Source organism: Streptomyces luteolus, assembly GCF_029968015.1.
In the GTDB taxonomy this organism is placed as follows: Bacteria; Actinomycetota; Actinomycetes; order Streptomycetales; family Streptomycetaceae; genus Streptomyces; species Streptomyces luteolus.
The window spans coordinates 88211-114987 of record NZ_JASCIS010000023.1; the positions used below are offsets into that span (position 1 = coordinate 88211).

Below are 26777 nucleotides of genomic sequence, written 5' to 3' on the forward strand. Positions count from 1 at the left end.
TCCTCCGTGGACTACCCCAGCGAGCAGCGGCCCGGTGCCCCCGTCAAGGCGGGCGTTCCGGAGCACGGACGGATTCCCAAGTACTACGCGGTGAAGACGCAGATAGCGTCCCTGCTCGACGAGTTGGGGGAGGGCGGCCTCCTGCCCACCGAGCGGGAGCTGACCGCGCTGTACGGCGTCGCGCGCGAGACCGTGCGGCAGGCGCTGCGGGAGCTGCTGCTCGAAGGGCGGCTGCGGCGGGCCGGCCGCGGCACCGTGGTCGCCGGGCCCAAGCTGGAGCAGCCGCTCGCCCTCGCCAGCTACACCGAAGGCGTACGGCGGCAGGGCCGCACACCGGGGCGGACGCTGATCTCGCTCGACCGCTTCCCGTGCCCGGACGCCCTCGCCGACGAGATCGAGGCCGAGCGCGGCGAGCCCGTCTGGCACCTGGAGCGCGTACTGCTCGCCGATGACGAGCGGGTGGGCCTGGAGAGCACGTACGTGTCGGTGGCGCGGGTGCCGCGGCTCGACGTGGACTTCGACCCCGACTCGTCCTTCTACGCGTATCTGCACGAGGCGTTGGGCATCGGCTTCGGCGCCGCCGACGAGCGGATCGAGACCGTGCTCGCCACCCCGCGCGAGGCGCTGCTCATCGGCACGCCGCCCGCGCTGCCCATGCTGCTCATCCACCGGGTCTCGCGGGACATCGAGGGGCGGCGTCTGGAACGCGTACGGACGTTGTTCCGCGGGGATCGCTTCAGCTTCACCACGCAGCTGGCCGCCCGTAACTGACACGCGACCGCCACCGTCCGAACTGCCGTGGCGCAACGGGTTGTTCGGGCATTCCGGGCTTCCCGACCCGCAGTTTTGATAACGAGAAGATAACGGGTCTAGGCCAAGTTTGGGTGCTCGTTCACCTTCCCGTCGCTCGACCGTCCGGAACGCGACACCGCTCACCAGGACCGTCGACGGCATGAGAGTCGTAGTCGTAGGAGCCGGCGTGGTGGGCACCATGCACGCCTGGCAGGCAGTGGAGCGCGGCCATGAGGTCGTGCAGATCGAGCGCGAGACCGAGGCCCGCGGAGCCTCGCTGCGCAACTTCGGACAGATCTGGGTCAGCGGCCGCGCGGGCGGCGAGGAGCTGGAGACCGCGCTGCGCGCCCGCGAGCTGTGGGAGGGCATCGGCGCCCGCGTGCCGAAGCTCGGCTTCCGCGCCAACGGCTCCCTCACCCCCGTACGCACCGCGGCCGAGATCGCCGTCGCCGAGGCGGCCCTGGCCCGCACCGACGCGGCCGACCGCGGCTACAAGCTGCTCACCCCGACCGAGGCCCGCGCGCTCAACCCGGCCCTGCGCGGCGAGTTCGAGGCCGCCCTGTACTGCGAGCGGGACGCCGCCGTCGAGCCGCGCACCGCCCAACTCGCCCTGAGGGAAGCCCTGTCGGCCTCCGGCCGCTACACCTTCCTCGGCGGCCGCGAGGTGCGCGAGGTCATCGGCGAGCGCGCTGTCCGCGACGACCACGGCGACGTGCACAGCGGCGACGCCGTGATCCTCTGCACCGGCGCCTGGCTCGGCGGCCTCGTCCGCGAGCTGGCCCCCGACCTGCCGGTGCGCCGCGTACGCCTGCAGATGATGCAGACCGACCCGCTCGGCGAGCAGCTCACCACCTCGATCGCCGACGCCGACAGCTTCCGCTACTACCCGGCGTACCAGTCCGAGGCCCTCGACGCCCTCAACGCCGGACAGGCCCAGACGCCCACCGCGGCCGCGCACAAGATGCAGCTGCTCATGGTGCAGCGCAAGGACGGCGGGCTGACCATCGGCGACACCCACGAGTACGAGCACCCCTTCGCCTTCGACGTCGTGGAGGAGCCGTACGAGCACCTCAAGCAGGTCGTCGAGGGCTTCCTCGGCCGCCCGCTGCCCCGCGTGCGGCATCGCTGGGCCGGGGTGTACGCGCAGTGCACAGACACCTCCCGCGTCGTCCACCGCCAGCAGGTGCGCGACGGGGTGTGGCTGGTCACCGGGCCCGGCGGGCGCGGCATGACCTGCTCCCCGGCGATCGCCGAGAACACCGCGAACGAGATTGGCTGGTGAGGAAGTTGACCATGAGCACGTTTGAATCCCGCCTCGTCGTCCTGGACATGGCCGGCACCACCGTCGCCGACGGCGGCCTGGTCGAGCAGGCCTTCTCCCGCGCCGCCGGACAGCTCGGCGTCGAGCCCGGCTCCGCGGACCACGAGCGGAAGCTCCAGTACGTACGCGACACCATGGGCGAGTCGAAGATCACGGTCTTCCGGGCGCTGTTCGGCGCCGAGGACCTCGCCCAGCGCGCCAACACCGCCTTCGAGACCGCGTACGGCGAACTCGTAGAAGGCGGCCGCATCGCCCCGATCACCGGCGCCCGCGAGGCGATCGAGGAGCTGCGCGCCGACGGCCGCACCGTCGTCCTCACCACCGGCTTCGCCCGCGTCACCCAGGACGCCATCCTCGGCGCCCTCGGCTGGCGCGACCTGGTCGGGCTTACCCTCTGCCCGGCCGACGCGGGCGGCCGCGGACGCCCCTACCCCGACATGGTCCTGGCCGCGCTGCTGCGCACCGGCGCCGCCGACGACGTCCGCGAGATCGCCGTCGCCGGAGACACCGCGTACGACATGCGCAGTGGCGCGCGCTCCGGTGCCGGGGTCGTCGCGGGCGTGCTCACCGGCGCCCACGACAAGGACGCGCTGCGGGCCGCCGGTGCCACCCACGTGCTCGGCTCGGTCGCCGAACTGCCGCTGCTCCTGCGGGAGTCCGGGCGATGAGCGGCGGCGACGTCGGCGGCGGGGTCGGCATCCGCTTCGACGGGGTGAGTGTCGCGTACGGCTCGCACACCGTCCTCGACTCCCTCGACCTGACCGTCGAGCGCGGCGAGGTCATGGCGCTGCTCGGCCCGTCCGGCTCCGGCAAGACCACCGCGCTGCGGGCCGTCGCCGGGTTCGTGACGCCGGTCCGGGGGCGCGTCCTCATCGGCGACCGGGACGTCACCGACCTGCCGCCGCACCGCCGCGGCGTCGGCATGGTCGTGCAGAGCTACGCGCTCTTCCCGCACATGCGCGTCGAGGACAACGTCGCCTTCGGCCTCAAGGCCCAGAAGGCCGAGAAAACGGCGATACCCGGGCGGGTGGCGGAAGCCCTGGAGATGACCGGCATGGCCGCGTACGCCAAGCGGTACCCGCGCGAGCTCTCCGGCGGCCAGCAGCAGCGCGTCGCCATCGCCCGCGCGCTCGCCATCCGGCCCGGCGTGCTGCTCCTCGACGAGCCGCTGTCCGCGCTCGACGCTCAGCTCAGGTCCGGCATGCTCGCCGAACTCGCCAGCCTGCACCGCGAGTTGCCCGACGTCTCCATCCTGTACGTCACCCACGACCAGGTCGAGGCGCTCACCCTGGCCGACCGGATCGCCGTCATGGACAAGGCGCGGTTGCGGGACTGCGGTACGCCACAGGAGCTGTACCGGTCTCCGCGTACGGAGTTCACGGCTTCGTTCGTCGGCAACGCGAACCTGCTGCCGGTGCGGGTCGGGTCCGGCCAAGTGCGCCTGGGTGAGGCCGAGTTGACGGTCGACACGGCGGGTGTCGTGGCCGGGGCGACGGCCACTCTCTGTGTACGGCCGCACCTTGTGGGGCTCGGCGAGGGGGCCAACGCGTTGCGCGGGACCGTTGCCGAGGTGCAGTGGCGGGGGGCCACGCATCGGCTGTACGTGGATGTCGCCGGGCAGCGGGTGAAGGCGGATGTGCGGGAGTTGCGGGTCCCGCCTGCCCTGGGGGAGCAGGTGGTGCTGCACTTTGCGCCCGAGGATGCGGTGTTGCTGTCCGCGGGGGTGAGCGATGAGTAGTCCGGCTGGACCCCTGACCGAATCGCGCCCGGCACGTGGGGCTGTGCCCGCCCGTTCCGCCCCGCGGAACAACCGCCCACAGAGGTGGAAAGGCAGGAAAGGCACAGGATGGTGGGCGTTGCCGCCCGTGCTCGGGCTCGCGCTCGTCTTTCTCTATCCGCTCGTGCTGCTCGTCCAGCAGTCGTTCACGCCGCTCGAAGGCGGGACCTCCGTCCAGCCCTACGTGGACGTGTTCGCCGATCCCGCGTTCCGGGAGGCGCTCGGGACCACCGTGTGGCTGGCCGTCGGGGCGACGGTCGGGTGTCTGGTGCTCGGCTTCGTGCTCGCGCTCGTCATCGCGTTCGTGCCGTTCCCCGGGGCGAAGGCCGTCGCCCGGTTCGTGGACGTCTTCCTGTCCTTCCCGTCGTTCCTGATCACGCTCGCGCTGCTCTTCGTGTACGGCACCGTCGGCATGGCCAACGGGATGTGGACGGACGTCACGGGCGCGGCGAGCGGGCCCTTCCAGTTCCTGACCACCCCCTGGGGCGTACTCCTCGCTGAGATCACGTACTTCACGCCGTTCGTGATGCGGCCGCTGCTCGCCGCGTTCTCGCAGATCGACACCGCGCAGATCGAGGCCGCCTCCTCGCTCGGCGCCAAAGCCCCGCGGATCGTGCGGCAGATCATCCTGCCCGAGGCGCTGCCCGCGCTCGCCGCGGGCGGCAGCCTCGTACTGATCATGTGTCTCAACGAGTTCGGGATCGTCCTGTTCACCGGGGCGAAGGGCGTCACCACGCTGCCGATGCTCGTCTACAGCAAGGCGATCCTGGAGTCGGACTGGACCGCCGCCTGTGTCGTCGCCGTCGTCAACGTGGTGATCTCCGTGAGTCTCTACGGCCTGTACCGGGTGGTGAGCCGTCGTGTTGGTGCATAGCCGCAAGGGCAAGTGGACGCTCTGGACGCTGTTCCTGGTGCTCTTCGTGCCGCTGTTCGCGCTGCCGCTGCTCGTGATCGTCGCCGCCTCGTTCGCCACCAACTGGTCCGGCGCCTTCCCCTCGGGCCCGACCTTCGAGAACTACGCCTCGGCCACCCGCGGCGAGTCCCTGCGGGCGCTCACCACCAGCCTCGTCACGGCCCTGGTCGCCAGCCTGCTCGCGCTCCTCGTCGGCAGCTGGGCCGCGCTCGCCGCGCACGCCTTGTCGAAGAAGGGCAAACGGCTCCTTGACACCCTGTTCATGCTGCCCGTCGCCGTGCCCTCGGTGGTCGTCGGCCTCGCCGTGCTCGTCGCGTTCTCGCAGCCGCCGTTCCTGCTCAACGGCACCCGCTGGATCGTGATCCTCGCCCACGCCATCCTCGTCACGGCCTTCGCGTACCAGTCGGTCTCGGCCGCGATCGTCCGCCTCGACCCGGCCTACGAGCAGGCCGCCGCGTCCCTCGGCGCCCGGCCCTCGTACGTCCTGTGGCGGGTGAAGCTGCCGCTGCTCCTGCCGTCCCTGAACGCGGCCGCCGGGCTCTGCTTCGCCCTGTCCATGGGCGAGTTGAGCGCCACGATGATGCTCTACCCGCCGGACTGGATGCCGCTGCCCGTCCGCATCTTCACCGCCACCGACCGCGGCTCCCTCTTCACCGGCTCCGCCGTCGCCGTGGTCCTCATGGGCGCGACGCTGCTCGTCCTGCTCGCGGTCTCCCGCGTCCGCACCCGTGCCTCGTACCGCTGAATCCCCGTGCTGAATCCCCGTAGCCCGTACTGCTGAACCCCGTAGAGAGAGTCGAAACGTCATGCGCATCAAAGCCATAGCCGCCGTCACCGGCAGTCTCGTACTCGCCGGTTCCCTCACCGCCTGCGGCGGCGCCGCCTCCGCCGACGAGAAGGTCGTCACCGTCTACAGCGCCGACGGCCTCAAGGGCGAGAAGGGCGACGGCTGGTACGACAAGGTCTTCAAGGACTTCGAGAAGAAGACCGGCATCAAGGTCGAGTACGTCGAGGGCGGCTCGGGCGAGATGGTGCAGCGGGCGCTGCGCGAGAAGTCCAACACCCAGGCCGATGTCATGGTCACCCTGCCGCCGTTCATCCAACAGGCCGACAGCAAGGGCCTGTTGGCGCCGTACAAGCCCGCGGGCGCGGAGCAGGTCAGCGGCGCCGACAAGGCGGCCGACGGCAGCTGGACCGCCGTCGTCAACAACTACTTCTCCTTCATCCACAACAAGAAGGAGCTGAAGCAGCCCCCGGCCACCTGGGAGGACCTGCTCGACGCCAAGTACAAGAACAAGCTCCAGTACTCCACCCCGGGCGTCGCGGGCGACGGCACCGCCGTCCTCATCAAGGCCATGCACGACTTCGGCTCCAAGGACAAGGCCATGGCCTACCTGAAGAAGCTGCAGGCCAACAACGTCGGCCCGTCCTCCTCCACGTCCAAGCTCGCGCCCAAGACCGACAAGGGCGAGCTGCTCGTGGCCAACGGCGACGTGCAGATGAACTTCGCGCAGTCCAAGTCCATGCCCAACCTCGGCATCTGGTTCCCGAAGTCCGCGAAGCCCGGCAGCAAGCCCACCACCTTCGCCCTGCCCTACGCTGCGGGCCTGGTGAAGGGCGCCCCGCACACCGAGAACGCCAAGAAGCTCCTCGACTTCATGCTGAGCGAGGAGGCCCAGAAGCAGGTCAGCTCGGTCGGCGGCGGCTTCTCCGCCCGCAAGGACGTGAAGGCCACCGACGCCAACGCGATCGCCCTGACCAAGCTGATGGACGGCGTCGAGGTCTTCCGGCCGGACTGGGCGGACATCGAGAAGAACCTGCCGTCGTACGTGGACGACTGGAAGGCGGCGACGGGCAGCTGACCGTGCGTACGGGGGAGTGTCCGCAGGTCGAACGGGGCGGGCCCGCGCCGGGCCCGCCCCGTTACGCTGACGGGGTCCGGACAGTCCCTTCCGGCCATGTACGGCACGTACGGCCCACCCGGTGCAGAGCGGAGAACAGTCCCGTGGCAGAGCGCAAGCCGATCGAATCCTGGCTCACCGACATGGACGGAGTCCTCATCCACGAGGGCGTGCCGATCCCCGGTGCGGACGCCTTCATCAAGCGCTTGCAGGAGTCCGGCAAGCCCTTCCTGGTGCTCACCAACAACTCCATCTACACCGCCCGCGACCTGCACGCCCGGCTGCGGCGCATGGGCCTCGAAGTGCCGGTCGAGAACATCTGGACCTCCGCGCTCGCCACCGCGAAGTTCCTCGACGACCAGCGTCCCGGCGGCACCGCCTACGTCATCGGCGAGGCCGGTCTGACCACGGCCCTGCACGACATCGGCTACGTCCTCACCGACTCCGACCCCGATTACGTCGTCCTCGGCGAGACCCGGACGTACAGCTTCGAGGCGATGACCAAGGCCGTCCGGCTGATCAACAACGGCGCCCGCTTCATCTGCACCAACCCCGACGAGACCGGCCCCAGCCTTCAGGGCCCGCTGCCCGCGACCGGCGCGGTGGCCGCGCTGATCACCAAGGCGACGGGCAAGGACCCGTACTTCGCGGGCAAGCCGAACCCGCTGATGATGCGCACGGGCCTGAACGCGATCGGAGCGCACTCCGAGACCAGCGCGATGATCGGGGACCGGATGGACACGGATGTCCTGGCCGGACTGGAGGCGGGTATGCAGACCTTCCTGGTCCTGACGGGCCTGACCAAGCAGTCCGAGGTCGACCGCTACCCGTTCCGCCCGTCGAAGATCGTCGACTCGATCGCTGACCTGGTCGAGCGGGTCTGAGCCTCCTCAATCGCCGGAGGGGCTCAAAATTGAGCCCCTCCGGCGATTGAGGAGCGGGGGTCCGGGGGCGGAGCCCCCGAAGCTCCGCAGGATTTCGGGAAGGGGCGGGCTGGGGAAGTAACACCCGACTGGCCCACCCCAGCAGGCCGCCCCCCGAGCCCCGGCAGAGCCTCGAACTATGCGCCGACTCGCCCCCACCCTCTGCCTCACGGCCCTCCTCACCCTCACCCCCGCGGGCCCCGCCGCCGCGGACCCGGGCGTGACGACCGACCCGTCGAGTGCCGTCCCGGGCGGCGAGCTGCGGCTCACCGCCACCGGCTGTGACGGCAAGACGGCCGCGGCCAAGTCCGAGGCGTTCGTCGCCGACGGCTCCCTCACCGTCGGCGGCAGCGCCCGCGACAGGGAGGGCAACGTCCTGGCCGGCGAGGTGATGATCCGGTCGACGGTCACCGTCGGCACGTACCAGATCTCCGTGACCTGCGACGGCCAGGAAGGCAAGGCCAAGGGCAGCTTCACCGTCGTACGGGAACAGCCCAAGCCCAAGTCCCAGCCCAAGTCCCAGCCCAAGCCCAAGTCCAAGCCCGCCACGTCCCCCCACGCCTCACCGACCGCGCCGAGCCGCGCCGGGGGCGGCGGCACCGCTGCCATGGCCGCCGACTCCGACGACGGGCCCGGCCTGAGGCACGCCGTGATCGGCGGAGTCCTCGCCACCGCGGCCCTGCTCGCCGTGACCGGGCGGATCCTGCGCCGACGACGCCGCCACCATTAGGGCCTGGACGCCGTGTCCGAGGCGCGCCCACGTTCCGCCCGGCTGGTCACCGCCGCGGCCTGGCTGCTGCTCCTCGTCGGCCTGTGGCTGTGGGGGCGCGAGCTGAGCATCCTGCCGGGTCTGCCCGGCACCGGTGACGTGTCCGCCGCCGGAGTCCGACTCCCGCCCGCGCACGACCCGTTGCCCGCCGTCCGCCCGCACCGCGTCGACATACCGGCGATAGGCGTGCGCGCCCCCGTCGTCGAACGCGGCCTCGACCAGGACCTGGCCATCGCCCCACCGCCGTACGACCGGCCGGGCGTCGTCGGCTGGTACGCGGGCGGCACCCGGCCCGGCGCCGCGGGCACCGCCCTGTTCGTCGGCCATGTCGACACCACCTCGGACGCCGCTGTCTTCTACGACCTGAGCACGCTGAAGCCCGGCCAGAAGGTGCGGGTGTCCCGCGCCGACGGCTCGCTCGCCGAGTTCACCGTCGAGGACGTCCAGGTCCTCCAGCGCGACGACTTCGACGCCGTGCAGGCGTACGGGGAGCGTCGCGAGGGCCGCGCCGAGCTGCGCCTGATCACCTGCGGCGGCACTTTCGACCGGGTCACCGCCAGCTATTCGTCCAATGTGGTGGTCTCCGCCTACCTGACGGGGACCGGGCCCTGACCCGTGCCGTATGCCAGGATTGGGAGCCCGAACAGCCCGAGGGGGAGTGGATGTACGGCAGCGAGGACCACCGCACCAGCAGGTCTGCCGGGCGGGGGTGGAAGGCATCGGCGGCGGCCGTGGGGGCGGCGCTGCTGATCGTGGGATGTTCGTCGGACGGCGGCGAGGCAGAACCGGATCCCAGCGGCTCGCAGGTGCAGCAGCAACCCAAGGCCAGCGACCCGTACTGGGTCGACCCGCAGGGGAACGCGGCCCAGCAGGTCGCCGAGTACCGCCAGGACGGCAACGACGTCGACGCGCGGCAGATCGAGAAGATCGCGAGCCAGCCCGTCGCCGAGTGGATCACGGACCCCGACAACGCGGCGGCCGAGACCCAGGCCCGCGAGCACACCGAGGCCGCGACCAAGGCCGACCGGGACGCACTGATCGCCCTCTACAACATCCCGCACCGCGACTGCGGCCAGTACTCCAAGGGCGGCGCCGCCGACGGCAACGCGTACCGGACGTGGATCGACAGCGTGGCCAAGGGCATCGGGGACCGGAACGCCACGGTCATCCTGGAGCCGGACGCGCTCCTGCACGTCGTCGACGGCTGCACGCCGGGCGAGTTCCACGGCGAGCGGTTCGACCTGCTCAAGGGCGCCATCGAGAAGCTGAAGTCGCTGAAGAACACCAAGGTCTACCTGGACGGCGGCAACCCCGGCGGCCCGAAGCCGGACGACCTCTACCAGCCACTGAAGTCGGCGGGCATCGACCAGGCCGACGGCTTCGCGGTGAACGTGTCCAACTACTACGGCACCGCCGAGTCCACGGCCTTCGGCAAGGAACTCTCGATGAAGTTCGGCAACAAGCCGTTCGTCATCGACACCAGCCGCAACGGCAACGGCCCCTACACCGAGGGCGATCCGGACGAGCGCTGGTGCAACCCGCCCGGCCGCGCCCTCGGCGAGGCCCCGACCACGAAGACCGCCGACGCGGCCGTGGACGCGTACCTCTGGATCAAGCGCCCGGGTGAGTCCGACGGCGAGTGCAAGGGCGGCCCGCCGGCCGGGCAGTGGTGGCCGGAGTACGCGCTGGGGCTCGCGAAGGGTGCCAAGTAGTCCTGTTCGTACGTGAGTTGAGGGCGCCCCTGGACCGAACGGCCCGGGGGCGCCCTCGTCGTACGCGTACTACTCGGGAACCTCCACCCACACCGCCTCGCTCGGGCGGCCCTTCTCGTCCGTCACGAACAGCATGTACCAGCCGGGCTGCACCAGGTTCTTGTTCTTCGGGACCGTGACCGTCACCTTGTCGCCCGAGGTCTTCAGGCCCAGCTCGATGGAGCGCTGGTCGATGTCGGTGACGTGCGTGGACGCGCTCGGCTTGATCAGGCGGGCCTTCTTCAGGCTCTTCGCCTGCCGGGACTCGAACGTCGCGGAGGAGCCGCGCTCGATGGTCTCCTCGCCGCCCGTGAGGACCGGCCTGGTGCCGTTGTAGAGGTACGGCGGCGTGTAGATCTCGATGCGCTGCTCGAACTTGCCCGGCTTGGTGTCGGCATCGTCCGAGAACAGCGAGTCCGAGCCGAACACCACGACCCGGCCGTCGGGCAGCAGCAGCGAGCCCGAGTGGTAGTTGCGGCCCACCAACGGGTCGGCCACGCGCCGGAGTTCCTCGCCGCCCGGTGCAAGCATCCGGGCCTGAAGGATGTTGGAGCCGCCGCGGCCCCGGTAGTCCTCGGAGCCGCCGGTGATCAGGACGCTGTCGTCGGGGAGGATCGAGGACTGCGGGTAGCGGGTGCCCTTGTCGAGCGACGGGCCGTCCTTGAAGACCGGGGTGTCGGCCTTGAGGTCGATGATCCGGGTCTTCTCGCTGGACTTCTCGGACTCGCCGACGCCACCGCCGCCGATCACCATGAACCGCTCGTCCTGCGCGGGCGGCAGCATCACGGTGCCCGCTGTCTCCATCAGCTTCGGGTCGCTGAGCCCCTTGACCTTGGTGAACTCGTTGGTGTCGAAGTCCCAGATGCCGGGGTCGCGGCCCACGTCGTCCGGCCCGTACCCGGCGTTGGCGCCCGAGTAGAAGAGCTTGCCGTTCGGCAGGATGAACACCGCCGGGTACGTCGGGAACTGCCGCTCCTGCGGGACGTACTCCCACTCCTTGGTGTCCGGGTCGTACACCTCGTTGCGGTCGCCCGGCACGATCTGGCCGATGTCGTCCAGGCCGGACAGGGCGAGGATCCTTCCGTCGGAGAGCGTGGTGAGCGTCGGGTACCAGCGCGCCTCGTTCATCGGGTCGACCTTGATGTACTTCTCGGCGACCGGGTCGAACTCGTAGGCGTCCTTGATCCCCTGGAAGTCCTTCTTGTCCAGGGCGAGCTTCTGGGCGATGCCGTACGTGTTGCGGGCGTCGGCGCCCTTGAGGCCCTGCACCCGGTAGTTGTCCTCGGTGCCGGTCTCGTACTTCCTGCCGCTCTTCTGCGCCTCGACGTACACCCGGCCAAGGCCCGGGTCGTTGCGCACGAACGCGCCCGTGGCCTTGTCGAAGACCTTCTTCGCGCGCTCCACGACCACCGGGTCCTTGGAGACGAAGGTCTTGCCGTTTTCCTTGCCGGTGAAGCGGGTGCCGGCGGGCAGCGTGATCGGCTCGTCCGGGTTCTCGTTGTGCACGATCATCAGGCCGCCGGCCTTGGTGACGTCGCCTTCGAGCTTCTCGTACCGCTTCGTGCCGCCCGCCACCAGGAGCTTGCCGTCCGGGAGCTGGGTGTGGCCGGTGCAGAACAGGTCGTTGGGCGTGGGGATCTTCTTGAAGGTCTGCTTGACCGGGTCCCACAGGATCGTGTCGAACTTCTTCGCGTCGAAGTTCTTCTCGTTGTTCCCCGAGCCCGCGACGAGCAGGATCTTGCCGGTGTGCAGGACGGCCGCGTGGATGGTGTTGAGCCGGTACTTCTCGGGGATGTCGACGAGGTCCCAGTGCCCGTTCTCGGCTTTGTACTCGGGCCTGTTGATCTTGTACTGGTGGTACTGCTCGGAGCCGAACCGCCAGAGCCACGGGCCGTTCATGCCGGCGAGGGCCACGACCACCGCCGTGCCTATCGCGAAGCGGCGGGCGCGGCGGCGGCCGGTGGAGCGGTCGTTCATTTCTTACGTCCCCCAAGAGCGATCTGTATGGTCTCGTCGGCAGCGGCCCAACTCGGCTTGTGGTGCGGCGCATGCACACCCGGAAGCCGCGGGTCGGGCGGTACGGGCTGCGCAGGTTCCTGCGGTACGACGACGGGTTGCCGGAGCGTGTCCCCGGGCTGCGGCTCGGGAGCGGCCGAACTGCGGCCTGCCGCCGCCGACTTGCGGCGCTTCTTCTCCTGCCGCCACATGTACCGCCACGCGAAGATCGGCGCCGCTGTGATCAGCAGCGCGAACGAGGCCCAGGTGATCATCGCCGGGTGGGCGTGGTCGTACACGAATGCGGCCGCGATCGAACCGGCGAAGACCAGGATGAAGAACAAGTGGATCCGGAAGGTCCCGAACAGCGTGTCCGGGCTGGCCGACTCGCCCTTCGGGGTCACCACGAACTTGGACTTGCGGCGCAGCACCGCGTCCATCAGGGAGCGGGCGTAGATCGGCGCGGACAGCGCGGACATCACCATGCCCGCCACACCGCCGGAGCCCTCGGGTTCGTGCGGGGAGACGTTGTGCCGCCGGTTCCAGACGTACAGGCCGATCTGCAGCGCCGAGGCGTTGCCGTACAGCATCAGCCAGATCGTCGGGTCGATGTTCACACCCGAGGCGCCGAGGCCCAGGAACAGGGCGCAACTCAGCGCCGCGAGGATCCAGTTGAGGGCCGACATCGGGTAGAAGATGATCATCATCGTGTAGTTGAAGAGCTTTCCCGGAGGCAGGGAGTACCAGCCCTTCCAGTACTGCTTGAGGATCGTCTCGTACGTCCCGCGCGACCAGCGCAGCTGCTGCGTGAAGAAGTCCGTCCAGGCGTTCGGGCCCTCGCCGACCGCGAGGACGTCGGGGGTGTAGACCGACTTCCACTTCTTGCCGGTGGCCGGGTTCCGGTGCCGGTGGATCTCGAAGCCGGTCGCCATGTCCTCGGTGATCGAGTCGTACAGGCCGCCGATCTGCTTGAGCGCCCGGATGCGTACGGCGTTGGAGGTGCCGACGAACATCGGCCCGCCGTAGCGGTTGCCCGCGCGCTGGATCAGGGCGTGGAAGAGGAACTGCTGGGACTCGGCGGCCTTGGTGACGAACGTGTCGTAGTTGCCGTAGACCTGCGGGCCGATGACGAAGCCGACGTCCGGGTCGCGGAAGAAGCCGAGCATCCGCTCCAGGTAGTTGGCCATCGGGACGTGGTCGGTGTCGACGGAGGCGAAGTAGTCGTAGGCGTCGCCGTGCGCGTCCAGCCAGGCGTTGTAGTTGCCGTGCTTGGTCTTGGCGCGGTGCGGGCCCTTCTTCTGGTTCCACTTCTCGACGCCCTTGCGGGAGAAGTGGTGCACGCCCAGGCGCGCGCAGACCGCCTTCACCTCCGGGTCGTCGCCCTCGTCGAGCAGCCAGACGTGCAGGAGCCCGCGGTGCCGGATCTTGACCGCGGCCTCCAGGGTCTTGGTCACCATCTCGATCGGCTCCTTGCCGGGCACGAACGAGGTGAGGAACGCGACGCGCGTGCCGGTCTCGGGCACCACGGGGACCGGGTCGCGGGCGACGAGCGTGGCGTGCGCGTTGGACAGCACGTTCATGCAGCGGAAGAACTCGATCAGACCGATCGAGACGAGCATGACGACGTCGAGGTGCTCCAGATACGCGTTCGGTACGTAGTCCCGCTTCGTCCAGTGCTCGGGCTGAAGGAGCCAGGCGAGCAGGACGAGGGAGAGCAGTGGTGCGGCGCCCAGCATGAGGGCCGCGCGTATGCGGTGCGGCTCCTGGGAGAGCAGCGAGCGGTAGCGCACCTTGTACGGCTTGCCGGGGTCGGGCTGCGTGAGGGGACCGGCGAGCCGGCTGTAGTGCTCGTAGTCGTAGCGCGGCAGCGATTTCTTGAGGCGCCGGAAGCCGCCCGTCCGGTGCGAGAGCACCCGCAACTGGGTCGTCCGGGACGCGTCGGAGTCGGGTCCGGCGCCCGTAGGCGTCGACGTCATGAGTCATCCCCCCGCACGCGGGTCGGTCCCCGCGTGGTCGTCGGTCCTGGTCACCGCTCGGTCCCCCCTGAACCCCGCGGTCGCATCAGTGGCGGGCCACCGGTCGTTGAGACGTCGAAAGCCCGCCCGCGGTTCGCCCGGTCAGCATGATGCCCGCCCGAACTCAACTCCCGCACACCGTCCATCACATGGTGTTCACGAATTACGCAAGCGTTCTACGTCCGCATCATGATCGCAAGATGGGAACCTGCCGGTTAGCGATCATTTGCGCGCTTTGCGTGAGGAGTTGAAGCTTCCGCTTGCCCGCGCGCCCCCGCCGAGGCGAGCCGCGTGCGGAGGTTTCCGAAGTGCTCGCGTACGGCCTGCTCGGCCCGGAACGTGTCGCCGGAGCGGACCGCGTCGAGGATCTCCCGGTGCTGGCGGAAGGTCACCTTCGGGTCGTGCGGAATGTCCACGAGGTCGGTGCGTACGCGGTGGAACGCGTCCCAGAACGCCTCCAGGACCTCGCCGAGCAGCGGGTTGCGCAGGCAGCGGTAGAGGGTCGCGTGGAAGGCGCGGTCGGTCTCGGCGGCCACCGTGCCGACGGCGGCCTCGCTCTCCATCCGGTCCACGAGCGCGTCGAGTTCGGCGAGGTCGCTCGCCGGGACCTGGCCGGCGAGCCGCGCGAGCAGCCCGGTCTCCACGGCCTCGCGCAGTTCGAGCAGTTGGAGCAGGCTGTCCTCGCCCCGGTAGTGCCCCGCGACGGTACGGAACGCGAGGCCCTCGATCATCGGCGCCATCGACATCGCTCCCACGTACGTGCCGAAGCCGTGCCGGATCTCGACGATGCCCATCGCCACCAGCGCCTTGAGCGCCTCCCGCACGGAGTTGCGACTGACGCCGAGCAGCTCCATCAGTTCGGGCTCGGTGGGCAGCGGGGCGCCGGAGGGCAGCCGCTGGTCGATGATGAGCTTCTTGATCCGCTCCTGTATGTCGCGCGCCATGGGCCAAAGGTATCCGGCGCGTGGCGGGGCGGGGGCGGTGAGGTGTCTGGGGGGTGCTCAGGGGGTTTCGGAGGGGGGCGTGGGGGGTGCGTGGGGGGCGTGGGGGTGCGCGTGCACGACGAAGGCCCCTCGCTTTCGCGAGGGGCCTTCGGCTGTCGGTGCGCCGCCAGGGACTCGAACCCCGGACCCGCTGATGCTGCGTTCATCCGGGGGGTAACCCCCGGACCCCCAGCCGCCAGTGGGGTGCCGCAAGATCCCGGTGTATGACGAAGGCCCTCCGCTGGAGCGAAGGGCCTTGTCTGTCTGTGCGCCGCCAGGGACTCGAACCCCGGACCCGCTGATTAAGAGTCAGCTGCTCTAACCAACTGAGCTAGCGGCGCCTGCTGACCTGGAGAACTGTACCGGATTCCGGAGGGTGCCCCTGACCACCCGGTGACCATCCGGTGATCATCGGGTCGACCGGCCGACGGGGCCGTGGGTGGCCCGCCCTGGGCGGCGTACAGCATTCGGACCGTCAGCATGCGATTCGGATGGACAGTTGAGAAACTGACCGTCGTGCAGCAATGCGGACATTCAGGGCCGGGGTATGAGCCGGGAACGCAGCCGGGATGTGAGGCGAATCGCATCGCGATCCGTGCGTCCCGTGCGCCCCGCACGCCTGATGCGGCCTATCGGTACAAGAACCTCAGGGCGGCGGCGCAGACCCCGGCCCCCGGCACGGCTCTGCGCTATCCCGGCGCTGCGGCATTCGGCCCTGGCGCCCGCAGCCCGTACGTCGCCCAGCTCGGCCGGCTCCTCGTCCAGCGCGGCGGCGGCCCCTTCTACCGCTCCGGGCCCTCGCCGGTCTGGGGTGAGGCGGACCGCAGGGCGACCCAGGCCTTTCAGCGGGCCCAGGGCTGGACGTCGGACGAGGGCGGGGCGGACGGGCTGCCGGGGCCGCTGACCTGGGAGTACCTGGTCCTGGGGAAGGGCCGGGACATCCCGGGGCCGGGTGGCGGCTCGGGGGGCGGGGGTACGGAGGCGGGGGCGGCGGCCGGGAACGTACCCGCCTATCCCGGCAGGGGCGCGTTCCGGCCCGGCCGGTCGAACGCGCATGTGGAGCGGCTCGGCCGACAGCTCGTACAGAAAGGGTTCGGCAGGCACTACCGCCGGGGCCCGGGACCCGACTGGGGCGAGAGCGACCGCCGCGGCGTCGAGGACTTCCAGCGCGCCCAGGGCTGGCGCGGCGGCGCGGCGGACGGCTACCCGGGGCCGGAGACGTGGCGGCGTCTGTTCCTTCCCTGACCTGGGGAAGCGGGTGGCGGGCGCCGGGCGGCGGGTGGCGGACGGGGAGGGCAGGGCGGCACGGACGACGGACGGATGACGCGGGTCGGCAGGGCAGCAGGTCGGCAGTACGCAGCACGGTGCAGGTGGGACGGCAGCACGGCGTAGGACAGCAGTACGGCAGGACAGCGGTAGGCGGCACGGCGGAGGTGCGGAGGTACCGATGGGATCCACGACCGGCATGAGCGACAACGCCGATACGACCGGCCCCACGGACGGGACGGGCCCCTCCGAGCCCCCCGCAGGGGCGGTCCCCGCAGGGGCGGCCCCCGCAGCGACCGCCCCTGCCGAGCCGACTGCTGCCGAGCCGACCGCTGCCGAGCTGGCCCTTGCCGAGCCGACGGCTGCCAAGCTGGCCCTTGCCGAGCCGACCCCTGCCAAGCTGGCCCTTGCCGAGCCGACTGCTGCCGAGCCGACCCCTGCCAAGCCTGCCCACGCCAGGCCCACCCCCGCCGAGCCGATCCCTGCCAGCCCCACCCCCGCCGAGCCGACGGCTGCCAAGCTGGCCCTTGCCGAGCCGACCCCTGCCAAGCCTGCCCACGCGAGGCCCACCCCCGCCGAGCCGACCGCTGCCGAGCCGATCCCAGCCAGGCCCACCCCCGCCAGGCCCACCCCCGCCAGGCCCACCCCCGCGAGGCCCACCCCCGCCGAGCCTGTCCGCGACCAGCCTGTTCGCGACCAGCCCCCGCGGCCGCACCGGGCGGGCGGGAGCCCCGGGCCCACCGCGGGGCCCACCCGCACTCCCCGCCTGATCCAGACCGAGGCGACCACCGAGATCCCCCTCCACCTCCTCTTCCGCGACGACTCGCCCTCGCCCTCCGTGCCCCTGCCGCCCACCGTCGTCGGCCGCAGGCGGGGTACCGGCGAGCAGCCGCGGGCGGGCGCGGGTGCGGGCGCGGGTGCGGGGCGGCCGGTGTTCGGGCCCTCGCCCGCGCGGGCTGCGGTGCCGACGCGGGTGGTGGTGCCGGTCGAGGTCACCGAGTGGCGCGGGCGGTCGTGGGCGGGCGCCGCCGCGGTTGCCGCCGGGTTCACCGGTCTCGCCGGATGTGTGGCGCGCGGCTGGTGGGCGGGGGTGCTGCCGGCGTTCGCGGTGCGGCTCGCCCGGCTGCCGGAGCAGCTCGGCGCGGGGCTCGGGCCCGCGCAGTGGGCGGTGCTCGCCGGGTCGGGCGCGCTGTCGCTGTTCGCGTTCGGCGGGCTTGGGCGGGGGCGGGTCGGCCGGGCGTGGGTGCTGTCGCTGTTCGGGCGCTACCGGGGGAGTGTGCGGCGTACCGGCCTGGTGTGGATCAACCCGCTGTTGAAGCGGCGCCGGGTCGACGTACGGCTGCGGCACTGGCGCAGCGAGCCGCTGCCCGGCGTGGACGCGCACGGGGTGGCGCTGCGCGTGGAACTGCTCGTCGGCTGGCGGATCAAGGACACGGCGCGGGCGGCGCTCGGCGTCGACGATCACGTGACCCATCTGCGCGAGTGCGTGGAGGCCGCGCTCGCCGGGGTCCTCTCGCAGCTGCCGGTGGACGCGCCCGCGAGCGGTATGGGCGGGGCGACGCTGCGCAACGCGGAGGCCGTCGGCGACGCGCTCACCCGGCGGGTGGCCGCGGACGCGGAGGCGGCCGGCATCGAGGTGTTCGCGGTCCGGCCGACGCGGATCGACTACGCGCCCGAGGTGGCCGAGTCGGTACGCCGCCGCCGGCTCGCCGCCCTGGAGGCCCGGGACCGGGACACGGCGCTGACGCAGCTCGTCGACTCGGTGGAGGACACGGTCACCCGGCTCACCGTGCGCGGCCTGGTCGAGCTGGACGACGGCGAACGCAAGGCGCTCGTGAAGGATCTGACGATGGCGTTCTGCACCCAGGCAGGGGTAGGGGCTGGTGCAGGGGCGGGTGCGGGCCAGACCGGGGGGTGAGCCCTCCGGGGCAGGTGCCTCCGTTCCGTTGTCCGGAATCCGCCCCTCATTGGTATGGACATGTTCAACTGCCGACCATAATCTGTGACTTGGTCTAGACCGCAGCACTGCGCACGGCTCGTAGAACTTCCCCTCGTTCTCCAGGAGCACAGGAGCAGCAGCATGCGAAAACGGATGTACGCGGCAGCGGTGGGCATCGCCACCGTGGGCGCCTTCACCTTCTCCACAGGTGGCGCCAGCGGCCACGGCTACACCGACTCCCCGATCAGCCGGCAGAAGGTCTGCGCCAACGGGACCGTCACCGGCTGCGGTCCCATCCAGTACGAGCCGCAGAGCGTCGAGGGTCCCAAGGGATTCCCGGCCGCGGGGCCCGCCGACGGCAAGATCTGCTCGGCGGGGCTCGGGCAGTTCGACTCGCTCAACTCGCCGACCAAGCCCGGCGGTGGCGCCTGGCCGACCACCAAGGTGACGAGCGGGGGCAGCCAGAGCTTCCGCTGGCAGTTCACCGCCCGGCACTCCACGACCGACTTCAAGTACTACATCACCAAGAACGGCTGGGACGACAGCAAGCCGCTGACCAGGGCCGCTCTGGAATCGGCGCCGTTCTTCACGGTCCCGTACAACAACCAGCAGCCGCCCGCCACGCTCGAACACACCGGGCAGCTCCCCGGCGGTAAGTCGGGGCACCACATCATCCTGTCCGTCTGGACGATCGCCGACACGGGCAACGCCTTCTACGCCTGCTCGGACGTCACGTTCTGACGCCTTACCGCGCCGGGCCCTTCCCCTGGGGTGTCTCCCCCTCGGCCCGGATGTCCGTACCCTGCGCGCGCCGCACCCCCATGACGCGGCGCGCGCAGGCGGGACCGTAATGCCTCTCCTCTTCTGACGGTCAGTCAATTATGGTGCGGCGCCATGGGGATGACCGGTGCCAGGACCGTTTCCGAGCTCGTGCGGGCGCAGTGGGACGACCACCGTCCCGGGCTCCGCTGCGAGGACCGCGTACTCACACACCACCAGCTCGCCGCCGGGGCGGCCGCGCGGGCCGCGCTGCTCGTGGACCTGCTGCCGCCCGAGGCCGAGCCGCATGTGGGTGTACTGCTCGACAACACCCCCGAGTACCCGCTGTGGTTGAGCGCCGCCGCGCTATCGGGCGCGGCCGTCGCCGGGATCAACCCGACGCGGCGCGGCGCCGAACTCGCCCGCGACATCCTGCACACCGAGTGCCGCGTCCTGCTCACCGAGCGGACCCATCTGCCCCTCCTCGACGGCCTCGAACTGCCCGGCGTACGCGTCCTCGTGACGGATTCCGAGGAGTACGAGCAGCTGCTCGCGCCCTATGCCGACGCCGCCCCCGGCGACGCCGTGCTCGCCCCGCCGGACCCCGCGCGCCGCATGCTGCTCTACTTCACGTCCGGCTCCACCGGCGCACCCAAGGCCGCGATCTGCACCCAGGGCCGGCTCGCCGCCGCCGGGCGTTCCCTGGCCGGGCAGTTCGACGTGGGCCGGGACGACGTGCACTACATCTGCATGCCGATGTTCCACGGCAACGCGGTGATCGCCGACTGGTCCCCGGCCCTCGCGGCGGGCGCCTCGGTCGCCCTGCGCCGCAGGTTCTCGGCCTCCGCCTTCCTGGACGACGTACGGGCATACGGGGCCACGTACTTCACGTATGTCGGCCGGGCCGTGCAGTACCTCCTGGCCACCCCCGAGCGGCCGGACGACCGGGACAATCCGCTGCGCCTCGGGTTCGGCACGGAGGCGGGCGCGGTGGACGCGGCCCGGTTCGCCGAGCGGTTCGGGGTGCGCCTGGTGGAGGGCTACGGCTCCTCCGAGGGCGGGGCCGCGATCCAGCGCGCCCCGGGCACCCCGCCGGGCGCGATCGGCCGCGCGGCTGAGGGCGACGACCTGGCGGTGGTCGACCCGCGGTCCGGCGAGGAGTGCCCGGCGGCGCGCTTCGACGGGGCGGGACGGCTGCTCAACGGGGCCGCTGCGATAGGGGAGTTGGTCAACCGGGGCCGCAGCCCGTTCGAGGGGTACTGGCGCAATCCGGCGGCCTACGCGGACCGGGTGCGCGGGGGCTGGTACTGGACCGGGGACCTGTTCTTCCGGGACGTCGAGGGCTTCCTGTACTTCGCGGGGCGGCAGGACGACCGGCTGCGCGTCGACAGCGAGAACCTCGCCGCCGCCATGATCGAGAACATCCTCGCCCGGTACGAACGGGCTGCGGCGGTCGCGGTCTACGCGGTGCCCGATCCGGTGGCCGGCGACCAGGTGATGGCGACGCTCGCCCTCGACGGCGGCCCCTTCGACCCGGACGACTTCGCCGGGTTCCTTGCGGCCCAGGCCGACCTGGGCCCGAAGATGCTGCCCCGCTTCGTCCGCACGGTGCGGCGCATGCCGGTGACGGCGACGAACAAGGTGCACCGGGTGGCGCTGCGCCGCGCGGGCTTCCGCTGCCCGGACCCGGTGTGGTGGCGCCCGGACACGGAGGTGTCGTACGAGCCGCTGACGCCGGCGGCCGAGTCCGCCCTCCTGGAGCGCTACCGGGAGCAGGGGCGGGAGGGGCTCCTCGACCTTTCGTGAGGGCGGTCACACCTGGCGCTTGAGGGGGTGTGGGTGGCGATGCCCCCGCCAACGACAACGTGCGCCGCCAGGGACTCGAACCCCGGACCCGCTGATGCTGCGTTCATCCGGGGGGTAACCCCCGGACCCCCAGCCGTCCGCCGGGTGCCGCGAGATCCCGGGGTATGACGAAGGCCCTCCGCCGGAGCGAAGGGCCTCGTCTGTCGGTGCGCCGCCAGGGACTCGAACCCCGGACCCGCTGATTAAGAGTCAGCTGCTCTAACCAACTGAGCTAGCGGCGCCTGCTGACTCGTAAATAATACCCGGCGCCGAAGGGTGCTTCGGACCACCCGCCGGGGCGGTCAGATGGCGAGCGAGAGCAGCACCGGCGCCGCGCTGCGGTTCAGGGACTCGGCCGCGGCGCGCAGGCGGTGGGCGCTCTCGATCGGCATGGACAGGGCCAGACAGCCGACCGAGGCGCCCGCGGTGATCGGGACGGCCGCGCAGACCGTGCCCACCGCGTACTCCTGGAGGTCGACGATCGGGACCGTGGGCGGCTGGGAGTCCAGTCTGCTGAAGAGCAGCCGCTCGTTGGTGATCGTCTTCGAGGTGAGGCGGGCCGGCTTGTGGCGGGAGAGGTGGTCCCGGCGGCCGTTGATGTCCAGCTGGGTGAGCAGGCTCTTGCCGACGGCGCTGGCGTGCGCGGCGGAGCGGAAGTCCACCCACTCGTTGACCGCGGGGGCGTCGGGGCCCGCGGCGTACTGCGTGATCTTCACTTCGCCGTCGATGTACCGGCTGATGTAGACGGCGGCGCCGACCGTGTCGCGCAGGCGGTCCAGGGTGGTCTGGAGCTGGTTCTTGATCGCGTCGTCGTGCGCGACCGTGGAGCCGAGCTTCGTGAACGCGTCGCCCGTGGTGTACGCGCCGTCGCTGACCTGGCGGACGTACCCCTCGCGGCGCAGCATCAGGAGCAGTGCGGAGAGCGCCCTGGGCGGGAGGCCCGTCAGGCGTGCGATCTCCACGTCGGTGACGCCGGCGGGGTGCCGGGACACGGTTTCGAGCACACGCAGGGCGTGCTGCACCGAGTGGTACGGCGCGGTCGACTCTGGCTTCAGCGCCACGGTATCCCCCTGCATGGACCGGTTCCGGACAGCTGGGCTCCGTACCACGATAGCCGCCAAGGGCCGTCTGCGGAGGGGCTGTTGGCAACTTTCATGGCGTGATCCAGCCCCTGTACGGCGCCACAAGCAGGAACGCGCCACAATGGCATATGCCAAGGTCAATGCCGTGATCCAAAAGCGCCGAAGGGCCCCGCCGGACGCACGGTCGGCGGGGCCCTTCGGCAGGGGATACGCGGGTACTAGAGCACCGCGCTCAGGAATTCCCGGGTGCGCTCGTGGTCCGGGTCGCCGAACATCTTCTCCGGGGAGCCGGACTCGATGATGCGGCCCGAGTCGAACATCAGGACCTGGTCCGAGATGTCCCGGGCGAAGTTCATCTCGTGCGTGACGCAGAGCATGGTGATGTCCGTGGTGTGCGCGAGATCCCGCAGCACGTCCAGGACACCCGCGACCAGCTCCGGGTCGAGCGCCGAGGTGACCTCGTCGAGAAGGAGGACCTGCGGGCGCATGGCGAGGGCGCGGGCGATCGCGACGCGCTGCTGCTGACCGCCGGAGAGCTGCGTCGGGTAGGCGTCGCCGCGGTCGCCCAGGCCGACCAGGTCGAGGAGTTCGCGGGCCCGCTGCTCCGCCTCGTCCTTGGACATGCCGAGGACGTGCACCGGGGCCTCGGTGATGTTGCGCAGCACCTTCATGTTCGGGAAGAGGTTGAACTGCTGGAACACCATGCCGATGTTCTTGCGGACCTCCCGGATGTGCCGCTCGCCGGCCGGGACGAGCTTGCCGCCCCGCTCCTCGTGCGTGAGGTAGTCGCCGCCGACCTTGATGGTGCCCTCGTCGGGCTTCATCAGGGTCATCAGGAGCCGCAGGATCGTGGTCTTGCCGGAGCCGGACGGGCCGATCAGGGTGACGTGCTTGCCGGAGTCGACCTTGAAGTCCAGCTCGTCGAGCACGGTGTTGCTGCCGAACCGCTTGGTGACCTTGTCGAAGCGGATCAGCTCGCTGCCGTCGACCGCCGGGTTGGCGGTCTCCTTGCTCGTGCTCTCGGTCGGGTTGGTGGGGGTGCTGTCAGCGGACAAGGCGACGCTCCAGGGCTCGGAGAAGAAGGGAGGCCGGGTAGGCGATGACGATGAAGGCGATACCGACGACGACCAGCGGTTCGACCATCTGGAAGGTGATCGAGCCGAACTGCCGTGCCTCGCCGAGCATTTCCAGTACGCCGATCGTGGCGATCAGCGGCGAGTCCTTCAGCATCGCGACGACGTAGTTGCCGAGTGCCGGGACGACGCGGCGGATGGCCTGCGGCAGGATCACCGCGATCCAGGTGCGCGAGCGCGGCAGGCTGAGCGCGGTGGCGGCCTCCCACTGGCCCACCGGAACACCGTCTATGCCGGCGCGGTACACCTCGGCGGTGTACGTCGAGTAGTGCAGGCCGAGGCCGATGACACCGGTGGTGAGCGCCGAGAAGGTGATGCCCCACTCGGGCAGCACGTAGTACAGGAAGAACAGCTGCACGAGCAGCGGGGTGTTGCGGATGAACTCGGTGATCGCGGTCACCGGCCAGCTCACCACCTTGAGCGGCGAGCGCTGGGCCATCGCCCAGACCAGACCCAGGGCGAACGCGACGATCACACTGAGCGCCAACGCCTGGAGCGTGACGATGACGCCGTCCCAGAAGAACGGCATGAACTCACTTACTGCGGACCAATCCCACTGCATCAGGCACCACCCGATCCGGCACTGGCCCCGCTGGCCGCCACGTCGTTCGTCTGTCGGAGGGAGAACTTGCGCCGCTTGGGCGGGGCCTGCCCGATCCCCGCCTTCGCCTGCCGTTCGAGGACCCGCATGCCGCGGGTCAGGACGAAGGCGAGCACGAAGTACATCACCAGGACGACGGTGTAGACCGGAGCGCTCTGGCCGGTGGCGTTACGTACGAGCTGCGCGCCGAAGCTGATGTCGCCGACACCCAGGATCGAGACCAGGGCGGTGCCCTTGAGCAGCTCGATCAGCAGGTTGTTCAGCGGCGGGATCATCTCGGGCCAGGCCTGCGGAAGGATGATCTTCCGCAGCGACTGCGCGGGCGTGAAGCTCAGTGCGATCCCCGCCTCGCGCTGAGCGGGCGACACCGCGGCCACGGCACCGCGGACGATCTCGGAGCCGTACGCCCCGTAGGTGAGGCCCATCGCGAGCACCGCGGCCCACATGGGGACGAGCTGCCAGCCGAAGCCGATCGGCAGCGCGAAGAACACCAGGAACATGAAGACGAGCGCGGACGTGCCGCGGAAGATCTCGAAGTACGCGCCCGAGAGGAAGCGCACGATCCACAGCCGGTGGGTGCGGGCCAGACCGATGACGAGGGCCACCACGCCGCCGAGCGCCGCGCTGTAGACCGTCAGCTGGACCGTGACCCACAGTCCCTTGATGAGGAGCTCCCAGAGCCCAGGAGTGATATCGCTCATGGCTTGCACTTCTCCTCGGCACGGATGGTGGTCATCTGGTCCTTGGTGAAGCCGAACGGCCGCATGATCTCCAGGAGTTCACCGCTGCGCTTCAGTTTGTGCAGCTCACGGTTGAACGCGTCCCGCAGAGTCGTCTCCGGGCTGCGGAAGGCGAAGCCGCCGACATCGGTGACGGGCTTCCCGTCGACGTACGGCTGGACCTCCTTGGTCGCCTCGACCTCGGGGGTGTTCGCCTGCTCGACGACGTTGCGCACAGTCACCGCGGTGCCCACGAACACGTCGATACGGCCCTGCTTCACGGCCAGCAGACCGGCGAGCTGGTCGGGGTAGGTGCCGACCTCCTTCACACCGGCCTCCTTCGCGTACTCGATCTCCGCGTACCCGACGCCGGTCGCCATCTTGGCGCCCGTCCGCGCGATGTCCTTGTACGTGCGCAGGCCCTTCGGGTTGCCCTTGCGCACGATGAACGCGTCCTTCATCTGGTACTCGGGGTCGGCGAAGATGACCTGCTCGCAGCGTTCGGGGTTGATGTACATCCCGGCCGCGACCACATCGAACTGCAGCGAGTTGAGCCCGGTGATCAGCGAACCGAACTCGATGGGGAACGGCTCAACCTTGTCGACGCCGAGCTCCTTGAAGATGCGCTTCGCGATCGCGGGCGAGGAGCCGGTCATCTTGCCGTCGCTACCGATGTAGCTGTACGGCTGCTCGCCCGCGAGCCCGAGACGCACGGTCCCCTTCGCTCGCAACTGCTCCAGTAGGTGCCCTCCGTCACCGGTGTCCGCGGTGGCCACACGGCTGCATCCGGTGGCCGCGCCGACGGCGCCCACCGCACCCAGCGCTGCCGCTCCTGTGAACAGTGAGCGACGGCGGAGCCCGCTTGTCCTTGTGCTTCCTGAGTTGTTCCCCTGTGGTGGAGCCATGGGCGCGCGGCTACCCGACTGGAGAGAAGATATGCCGATCGTTTTCAGTCCTTGACCTGGACGGACTGCTTCCGTTGCGCTGGTCGGCCGAGTGGCTCTGCTCCGTCCGTGTTGCCCGGACTCCGGCCGTTCTCACGCAGGTCCGGGACGTGGGCGGTCAGTGTCCGGGGACGTACCCGCGCTGCTTGTCGAGCACGTTCGGGAGCGGCTTTCCGGCGGCCCACTGCTCGTACAACTCCACGAACTGCTCGCCGAGTTCGTCCCGCCAGCCGACCACGTCACCGCTCATGTGCGGCGAGACCATGACCTCCGGCAGGTCCCACAGCGGGCTGTCGGCGGGCAGCGGCTCCTCCTCGAAGACGTCGAGCGCGGCGCCCGCGATCCACCGCTTGCGGACCGCGGCCACCAGGTCTGCCTCGACGACGAGCTGTCCGCGCCCCACGTTGATGAAGCGCGCCGAGGGCTGCATGACGCCGAAGCGCCGCGCGTCGAACATGCCGCGGGTCTCGTCGGTCAGCGGTGCCACCGACACCACCCAGTCGGCGCGGGCGAGCAGCCGGTCGAGCTCGTCCTGGCCGTGCACACCGGAGCGCGCGGTCCGGCCGACGAGGGCCACCCGCAGGCCGAGGGCCTTCAGCGTCCTGGCGATCGCCTGCCCGATCGGCCCCGAACCGACCACGCACGCGCGCGTGCCGCCGACCCGCTGGGTCTCCCGGTGCTGCCAGACGTGCTCGCGCTGCAGCTCCCAGGTGCGCGGCAGCTGCTTGGCGAAGGAGAGCACGAGCCCCGCCACGTACTCGGCGATCGGCTGGTCGAAGACGCCCCGCGCGTTGGTGACGACGGTGTCCGACTCGACCAGTTCGGGGCAGAGCAGGTGGTCGGCGCCCGCGCTCGCGGTGTGCACCCAGCGCGGCCGCGGGCCCTCGCCCGGCCAGGCGTGCCGTACGGCGTGGGAGCTGAAGTCCCAGACGAGCAGCACGTCGGCGAGAGGGAGCCGCTCGGCGAGGGTCGACTCGTCCGCGTGCAGGATCCGGGCGCGCCCGGTCAGGCGGCCGAGGCGCGGCGGCGGATCCGCGTCGAGGACGAGGAGGGTCGGCTCGGAAAGGGCCGGTTCGGACATCGCGGCGAAACCGTTCGGCAATGCGTTTCCGCTTCCCTTGAGGAGGTCGGCCGACACGCGGCCCGTGCGTCGGAGATGCGCGGATTGACCACGCTGGCACCGGAACCTACCTTCGTCAACAAGGGCAGTTATCCACGCCCCTCGTGACCCATCGGGTCTGCTCGTCATCTGTCCCGACGTCCCGGCGAGCGCCGGACCTCATCGCTCCACATTCCCGGCCCCCGGCCGGCCCTCCATCATCTTTTGCCGCCTTCGCGCCTTCGCAGAA

The 26777-nt window shown here is 70.6% G+C and carries 23 protein-coding genes, 2 tRNA genes and 1 pseudogene; 15 read left to right on the forward strand and 11 right to left on the reverse strand.

Going from position 1 to position 26777, the window contains the following annotated elements:
• Positions 1 to 6 precede the first annotated feature (6 nt).
• From QIT00_RS22705 to QIT00_RS22755, 11 genes are all read left to right on the forward strand, one after another.
• A complete protein-coding gene (locus QIT00_RS22705) occupies positions 7 to 771 on the forward strand; it encodes a GntR family transcriptional regulator (RefSeq protein ID WP_282537193.1) in 765 nt (254 codons plus the stop codon).
• 181 nt (positions 772 to 952) lie between these two features.
• Positions 953 to 2074: a TIGR03364 family FAD-dependent oxidoreductase gene (locus tag QIT00_RS22710; protein WP_282537194.1), complete on the forward strand. Its 1122-nt coding sequence runs from the start codon at positions 953 to 955 to the stop codon at positions 2072 to 2074.
• Between the two features lie 11 nt (positions 2075 to 2085).
• The gene (locus QIT00_RS22715; protein WP_282537195.1) at positions 2086 to 2781 is read left to right on the forward strand and encodes a phosphonatase-like hydrolase; all 696 of its coding nucleotides are present in this window, start codon (positions 2086 to 2088) and stop codon (positions 2779 to 2781) included.
• A complete protein-coding gene (locus tag QIT00_RS22720) occupies positions 2778 to 3851 on the forward strand; it encodes an ABC transporter ATP-binding protein (protein WP_282537196.1) in 1074 nt (357 codons plus the stop codon). The genes QIT00_RS22715 and QIT00_RS22720 overlap by 4 nt, the downstream gene beginning before the upstream one ends.
• Entirely contained in the window at positions 3844 to 4764 is a 921-nt protein-coding gene (locus tag QIT00_RS22725) for a 2-aminoethylphosphonate ABC transporter permease subunit (RefSeq protein ID WP_282537197.1), read from the forward strand. Before QIT00_RS22720 ends, QIT00_RS22725 begins: the two co-directional genes overlap by 8 nt.
• A complete protein-coding gene (locus tag QIT00_RS22730; RefSeq protein WP_282537198.1) occupies positions 4751 to 5548 on the forward strand; it encodes an ABC transporter permease in 798 nt (265 codons plus the stop codon). The genes QIT00_RS22725 and QIT00_RS22730 overlap by 14 nt, the downstream gene beginning before the upstream one ends.
• Before the next feature lie 61 nt (positions 5549 to 5609).
• Positions 5610 to 6665: a 2-aminoethylphosphonate ABC transporter substrate-binding protein gene (locus QIT00_RS22735; RefSeq protein ID WP_282537199.1), complete on the forward strand. Its 1056-nt coding sequence runs from the start codon at positions 5610 to 5612 to the stop codon at positions 6663 to 6665.
• A 143-nt stretch (positions 6666 to 6808) separates the two neighbouring features.
• Entirely contained in the window at positions 6809 to 7588 is a 780-nt protein-coding gene (locus QIT00_RS22740; RefSeq protein ID WP_282537200.1) for an HAD-IIA family hydrolase, read from the forward strand.
• 178 nt (positions 7589 to 7766) lie between these two features.
• A complete protein-coding gene (locus QIT00_RS22745) occupies positions 7767 to 8357 on the forward strand; it encodes a hypothetical protein (protein ID WP_282537201.1) in 591 nt (196 codons plus the stop codon).
• Between the two features lie 12 nt (positions 8358 to 8369).
• Positions 8370 to 9008 carry a class F sortase gene (locus QIT00_RS22750; protein ID WP_282537202.1) on the forward strand — a complete coding sequence of 213 codons (639 nt, stop codon included), beginning with the start codon at positions 8370 to 8372 and terminating at the stop codon, positions 9006 to 9008.
• A gap of 50 nt (positions 9009 to 9058) precedes the next feature.
• Positions 9059 to 10108 (forward strand): glycoside hydrolase family 6 protein, encoded by a 1050-nt coding sequence (locus QIT00_RS22755; protein WP_282537203.1) that lies wholly within the window; start codon positions 9059 to 9061, stop codon positions 10106 to 10108.
• Between the two features lie 69 nt (positions 10109 to 10177).
• On the opposite strand, the gene glxA is transcribed toward QIT00_RS22755, so the two are convergent.
• The 4 genes from glxA to QIT00_RS22775 all read right to left on the reverse strand — a co-directional run bounded on the left by glxA (position 10178) and on the right by QIT00_RS22775 (position 15481).
• Positions 10178 to 12124 (reverse strand): radical copper oxidase GlxA, encoded by a 1947-nt coding sequence (glxA, locus tag QIT00_RS22760; protein ID WP_282537204.1) that lies wholly within the window; start codon positions 12122 to 12124, stop codon positions 10178 to 10180.
• Complete coding sequence (locus QIT00_RS22765; protein ID WP_282537205.1) at positions 12121 to 14118, reverse strand: glycosyltransferase family 2 protein; 1998 nt, start codon at positions 14116 to 14118, stop codon at positions 12121 to 12123. The genes glxA and QIT00_RS22765 overlap by 4 nt, the downstream gene beginning before the upstream one ends.
• Positions 14119 to 14372: 254 nt before the next feature.
• Positions 14373 to 15101 carry a FadR/GntR family transcriptional regulator gene (locus QIT00_RS22770; protein WP_282537206.1) on the reverse strand — a complete coding sequence of 243 codons (729 nt, stop codon included), beginning with the start codon at positions 15099 to 15101 and terminating at the stop codon, positions 14373 to 14375.
• Between the two features lie 306 nt (positions 15102 to 15407).
• Positions 15408 to 15481, reverse strand: a tRNA-Lys gene (locus QIT00_RS22775).
• Between the two features lie 286 nt (positions 15482 to 15767).
• Between QIT00_RS22775 and QIT00_RS22780 the strand changes: the two are divergent.
• From QIT00_RS22780 to QIT00_RS22795, 4 genes and pseudogenes are all read left to right on the forward strand, one after another.
• Positions 15768 to 16385 (forward strand): annotated as a pseudogene (locus QIT00_RS22780) (peptidoglycan-binding protein); the annotation flags it as partial.
• Positions 16386 to 17172: 787 nt separating this feature from the next.
• Positions 17173 to 18324, forward strand: a complete 1152-nt coding sequence (locus tag QIT00_RS22785) for an SPFH domain-containing protein (RefSeq protein WP_282537230.1) — start codon at positions 17173 to 17175, stop codon at positions 18322 to 18324.
• Between the two features lie 162 nt (positions 18325 to 18486).
• Entirely contained in the window at positions 18487 to 19086 is a 600-nt protein-coding gene (locus QIT00_RS22790) for a lytic polysaccharide monooxygenase auxiliary activity family 9 protein (protein WP_282537207.1), read from the forward strand.
• A 159-nt stretch (positions 19087 to 19245) separates the two neighbouring features.
• Entirely contained in the window at positions 19246 to 20910 is a 1665-nt protein-coding gene (locus QIT00_RS22795; RefSeq protein WP_282537231.1) for an AMP-binding protein, read from the forward strand.
• A gap of 207 nt (positions 20911 to 21117) precedes the next feature.
• On the opposite strand, the gene QIT00_RS22800 is transcribed toward QIT00_RS22795, so the two are convergent.
• The 7 genes from QIT00_RS22800 to QIT00_RS22830 form a co-directional block, all read right to left on the reverse strand.
• Positions 21118 to 21191: transfer RNA gene (locus tag QIT00_RS22800), tRNA-Lys, on the reverse strand.
• 60 nt (positions 21192 to 21251) lie between these two features.
• Positions 21252 to 22010: an IclR family transcriptional regulator gene (locus tag QIT00_RS22805; RefSeq protein WP_282537208.1), complete on the reverse strand. Its 759-nt coding sequence runs from the start codon at positions 22008 to 22010 to the stop codon at positions 21252 to 21254.
• 239 nt (positions 22011 to 22249) lie between these two features.
• The gene (gene ehuA / locus QIT00_RS22810) at positions 22250 to 23086 is read right to left on the reverse strand and encodes an ectoine/hydroxyectoine ABC transporter ATP-binding protein EhuA (RefSeq protein WP_282537209.1); all 837 of its coding nucleotides are present in this window, start codon (positions 23084 to 23086) and stop codon (positions 22250 to 22252) included.
• Positions 23076 to 23726 carry an ectoine/hydroxyectoine ABC transporter permease subunit EhuD gene (gene ehuD, locus QIT00_RS22815; RefSeq protein ID WP_282537210.1) on the reverse strand — a complete coding sequence of 217 codons (651 nt, stop codon included), beginning with the start codon at positions 23724 to 23726 and terminating at the stop codon, positions 23076 to 23078. Before ehuD ends, ehuA begins: the two co-directional genes overlap by 11 nt.
• Positions 23726 to 24466 carry an ectoine/hydroxyectoine ABC transporter permease subunit EhuC gene (gene ehuC, locus QIT00_RS22820; RefSeq protein WP_282537211.1) on the reverse strand — a complete coding sequence of 247 codons (741 nt, stop codon included), beginning with the start codon at positions 24464 to 24466 and terminating at the stop codon, positions 23726 to 23728. The genes ehuD and ehuC overlap by 1 nt, the downstream gene beginning before the upstream one ends.
• Entirely contained in the window at positions 24463 to 25389 is a 927-nt protein-coding gene (ehuB, locus tag QIT00_RS22825; RefSeq protein ID WP_282537212.1) for an ectoine/hydroxyectoine ABC transporter substrate-binding protein EhuB, read from the reverse strand. The genes ehuC and ehuB overlap by 4 nt, the downstream gene beginning before the upstream one ends.
• Positions 25390 to 25546: 157 nt before the next feature.
• Entirely contained in the window at positions 25547 to 26509 is a 963-nt protein-coding gene (locus QIT00_RS22830; protein WP_282537213.1) for a D-2-hydroxyacid dehydrogenase, read from the reverse strand.
• Between the last annotated feature and the right edge of the window lie 268 nt (positions 26510 to 26777).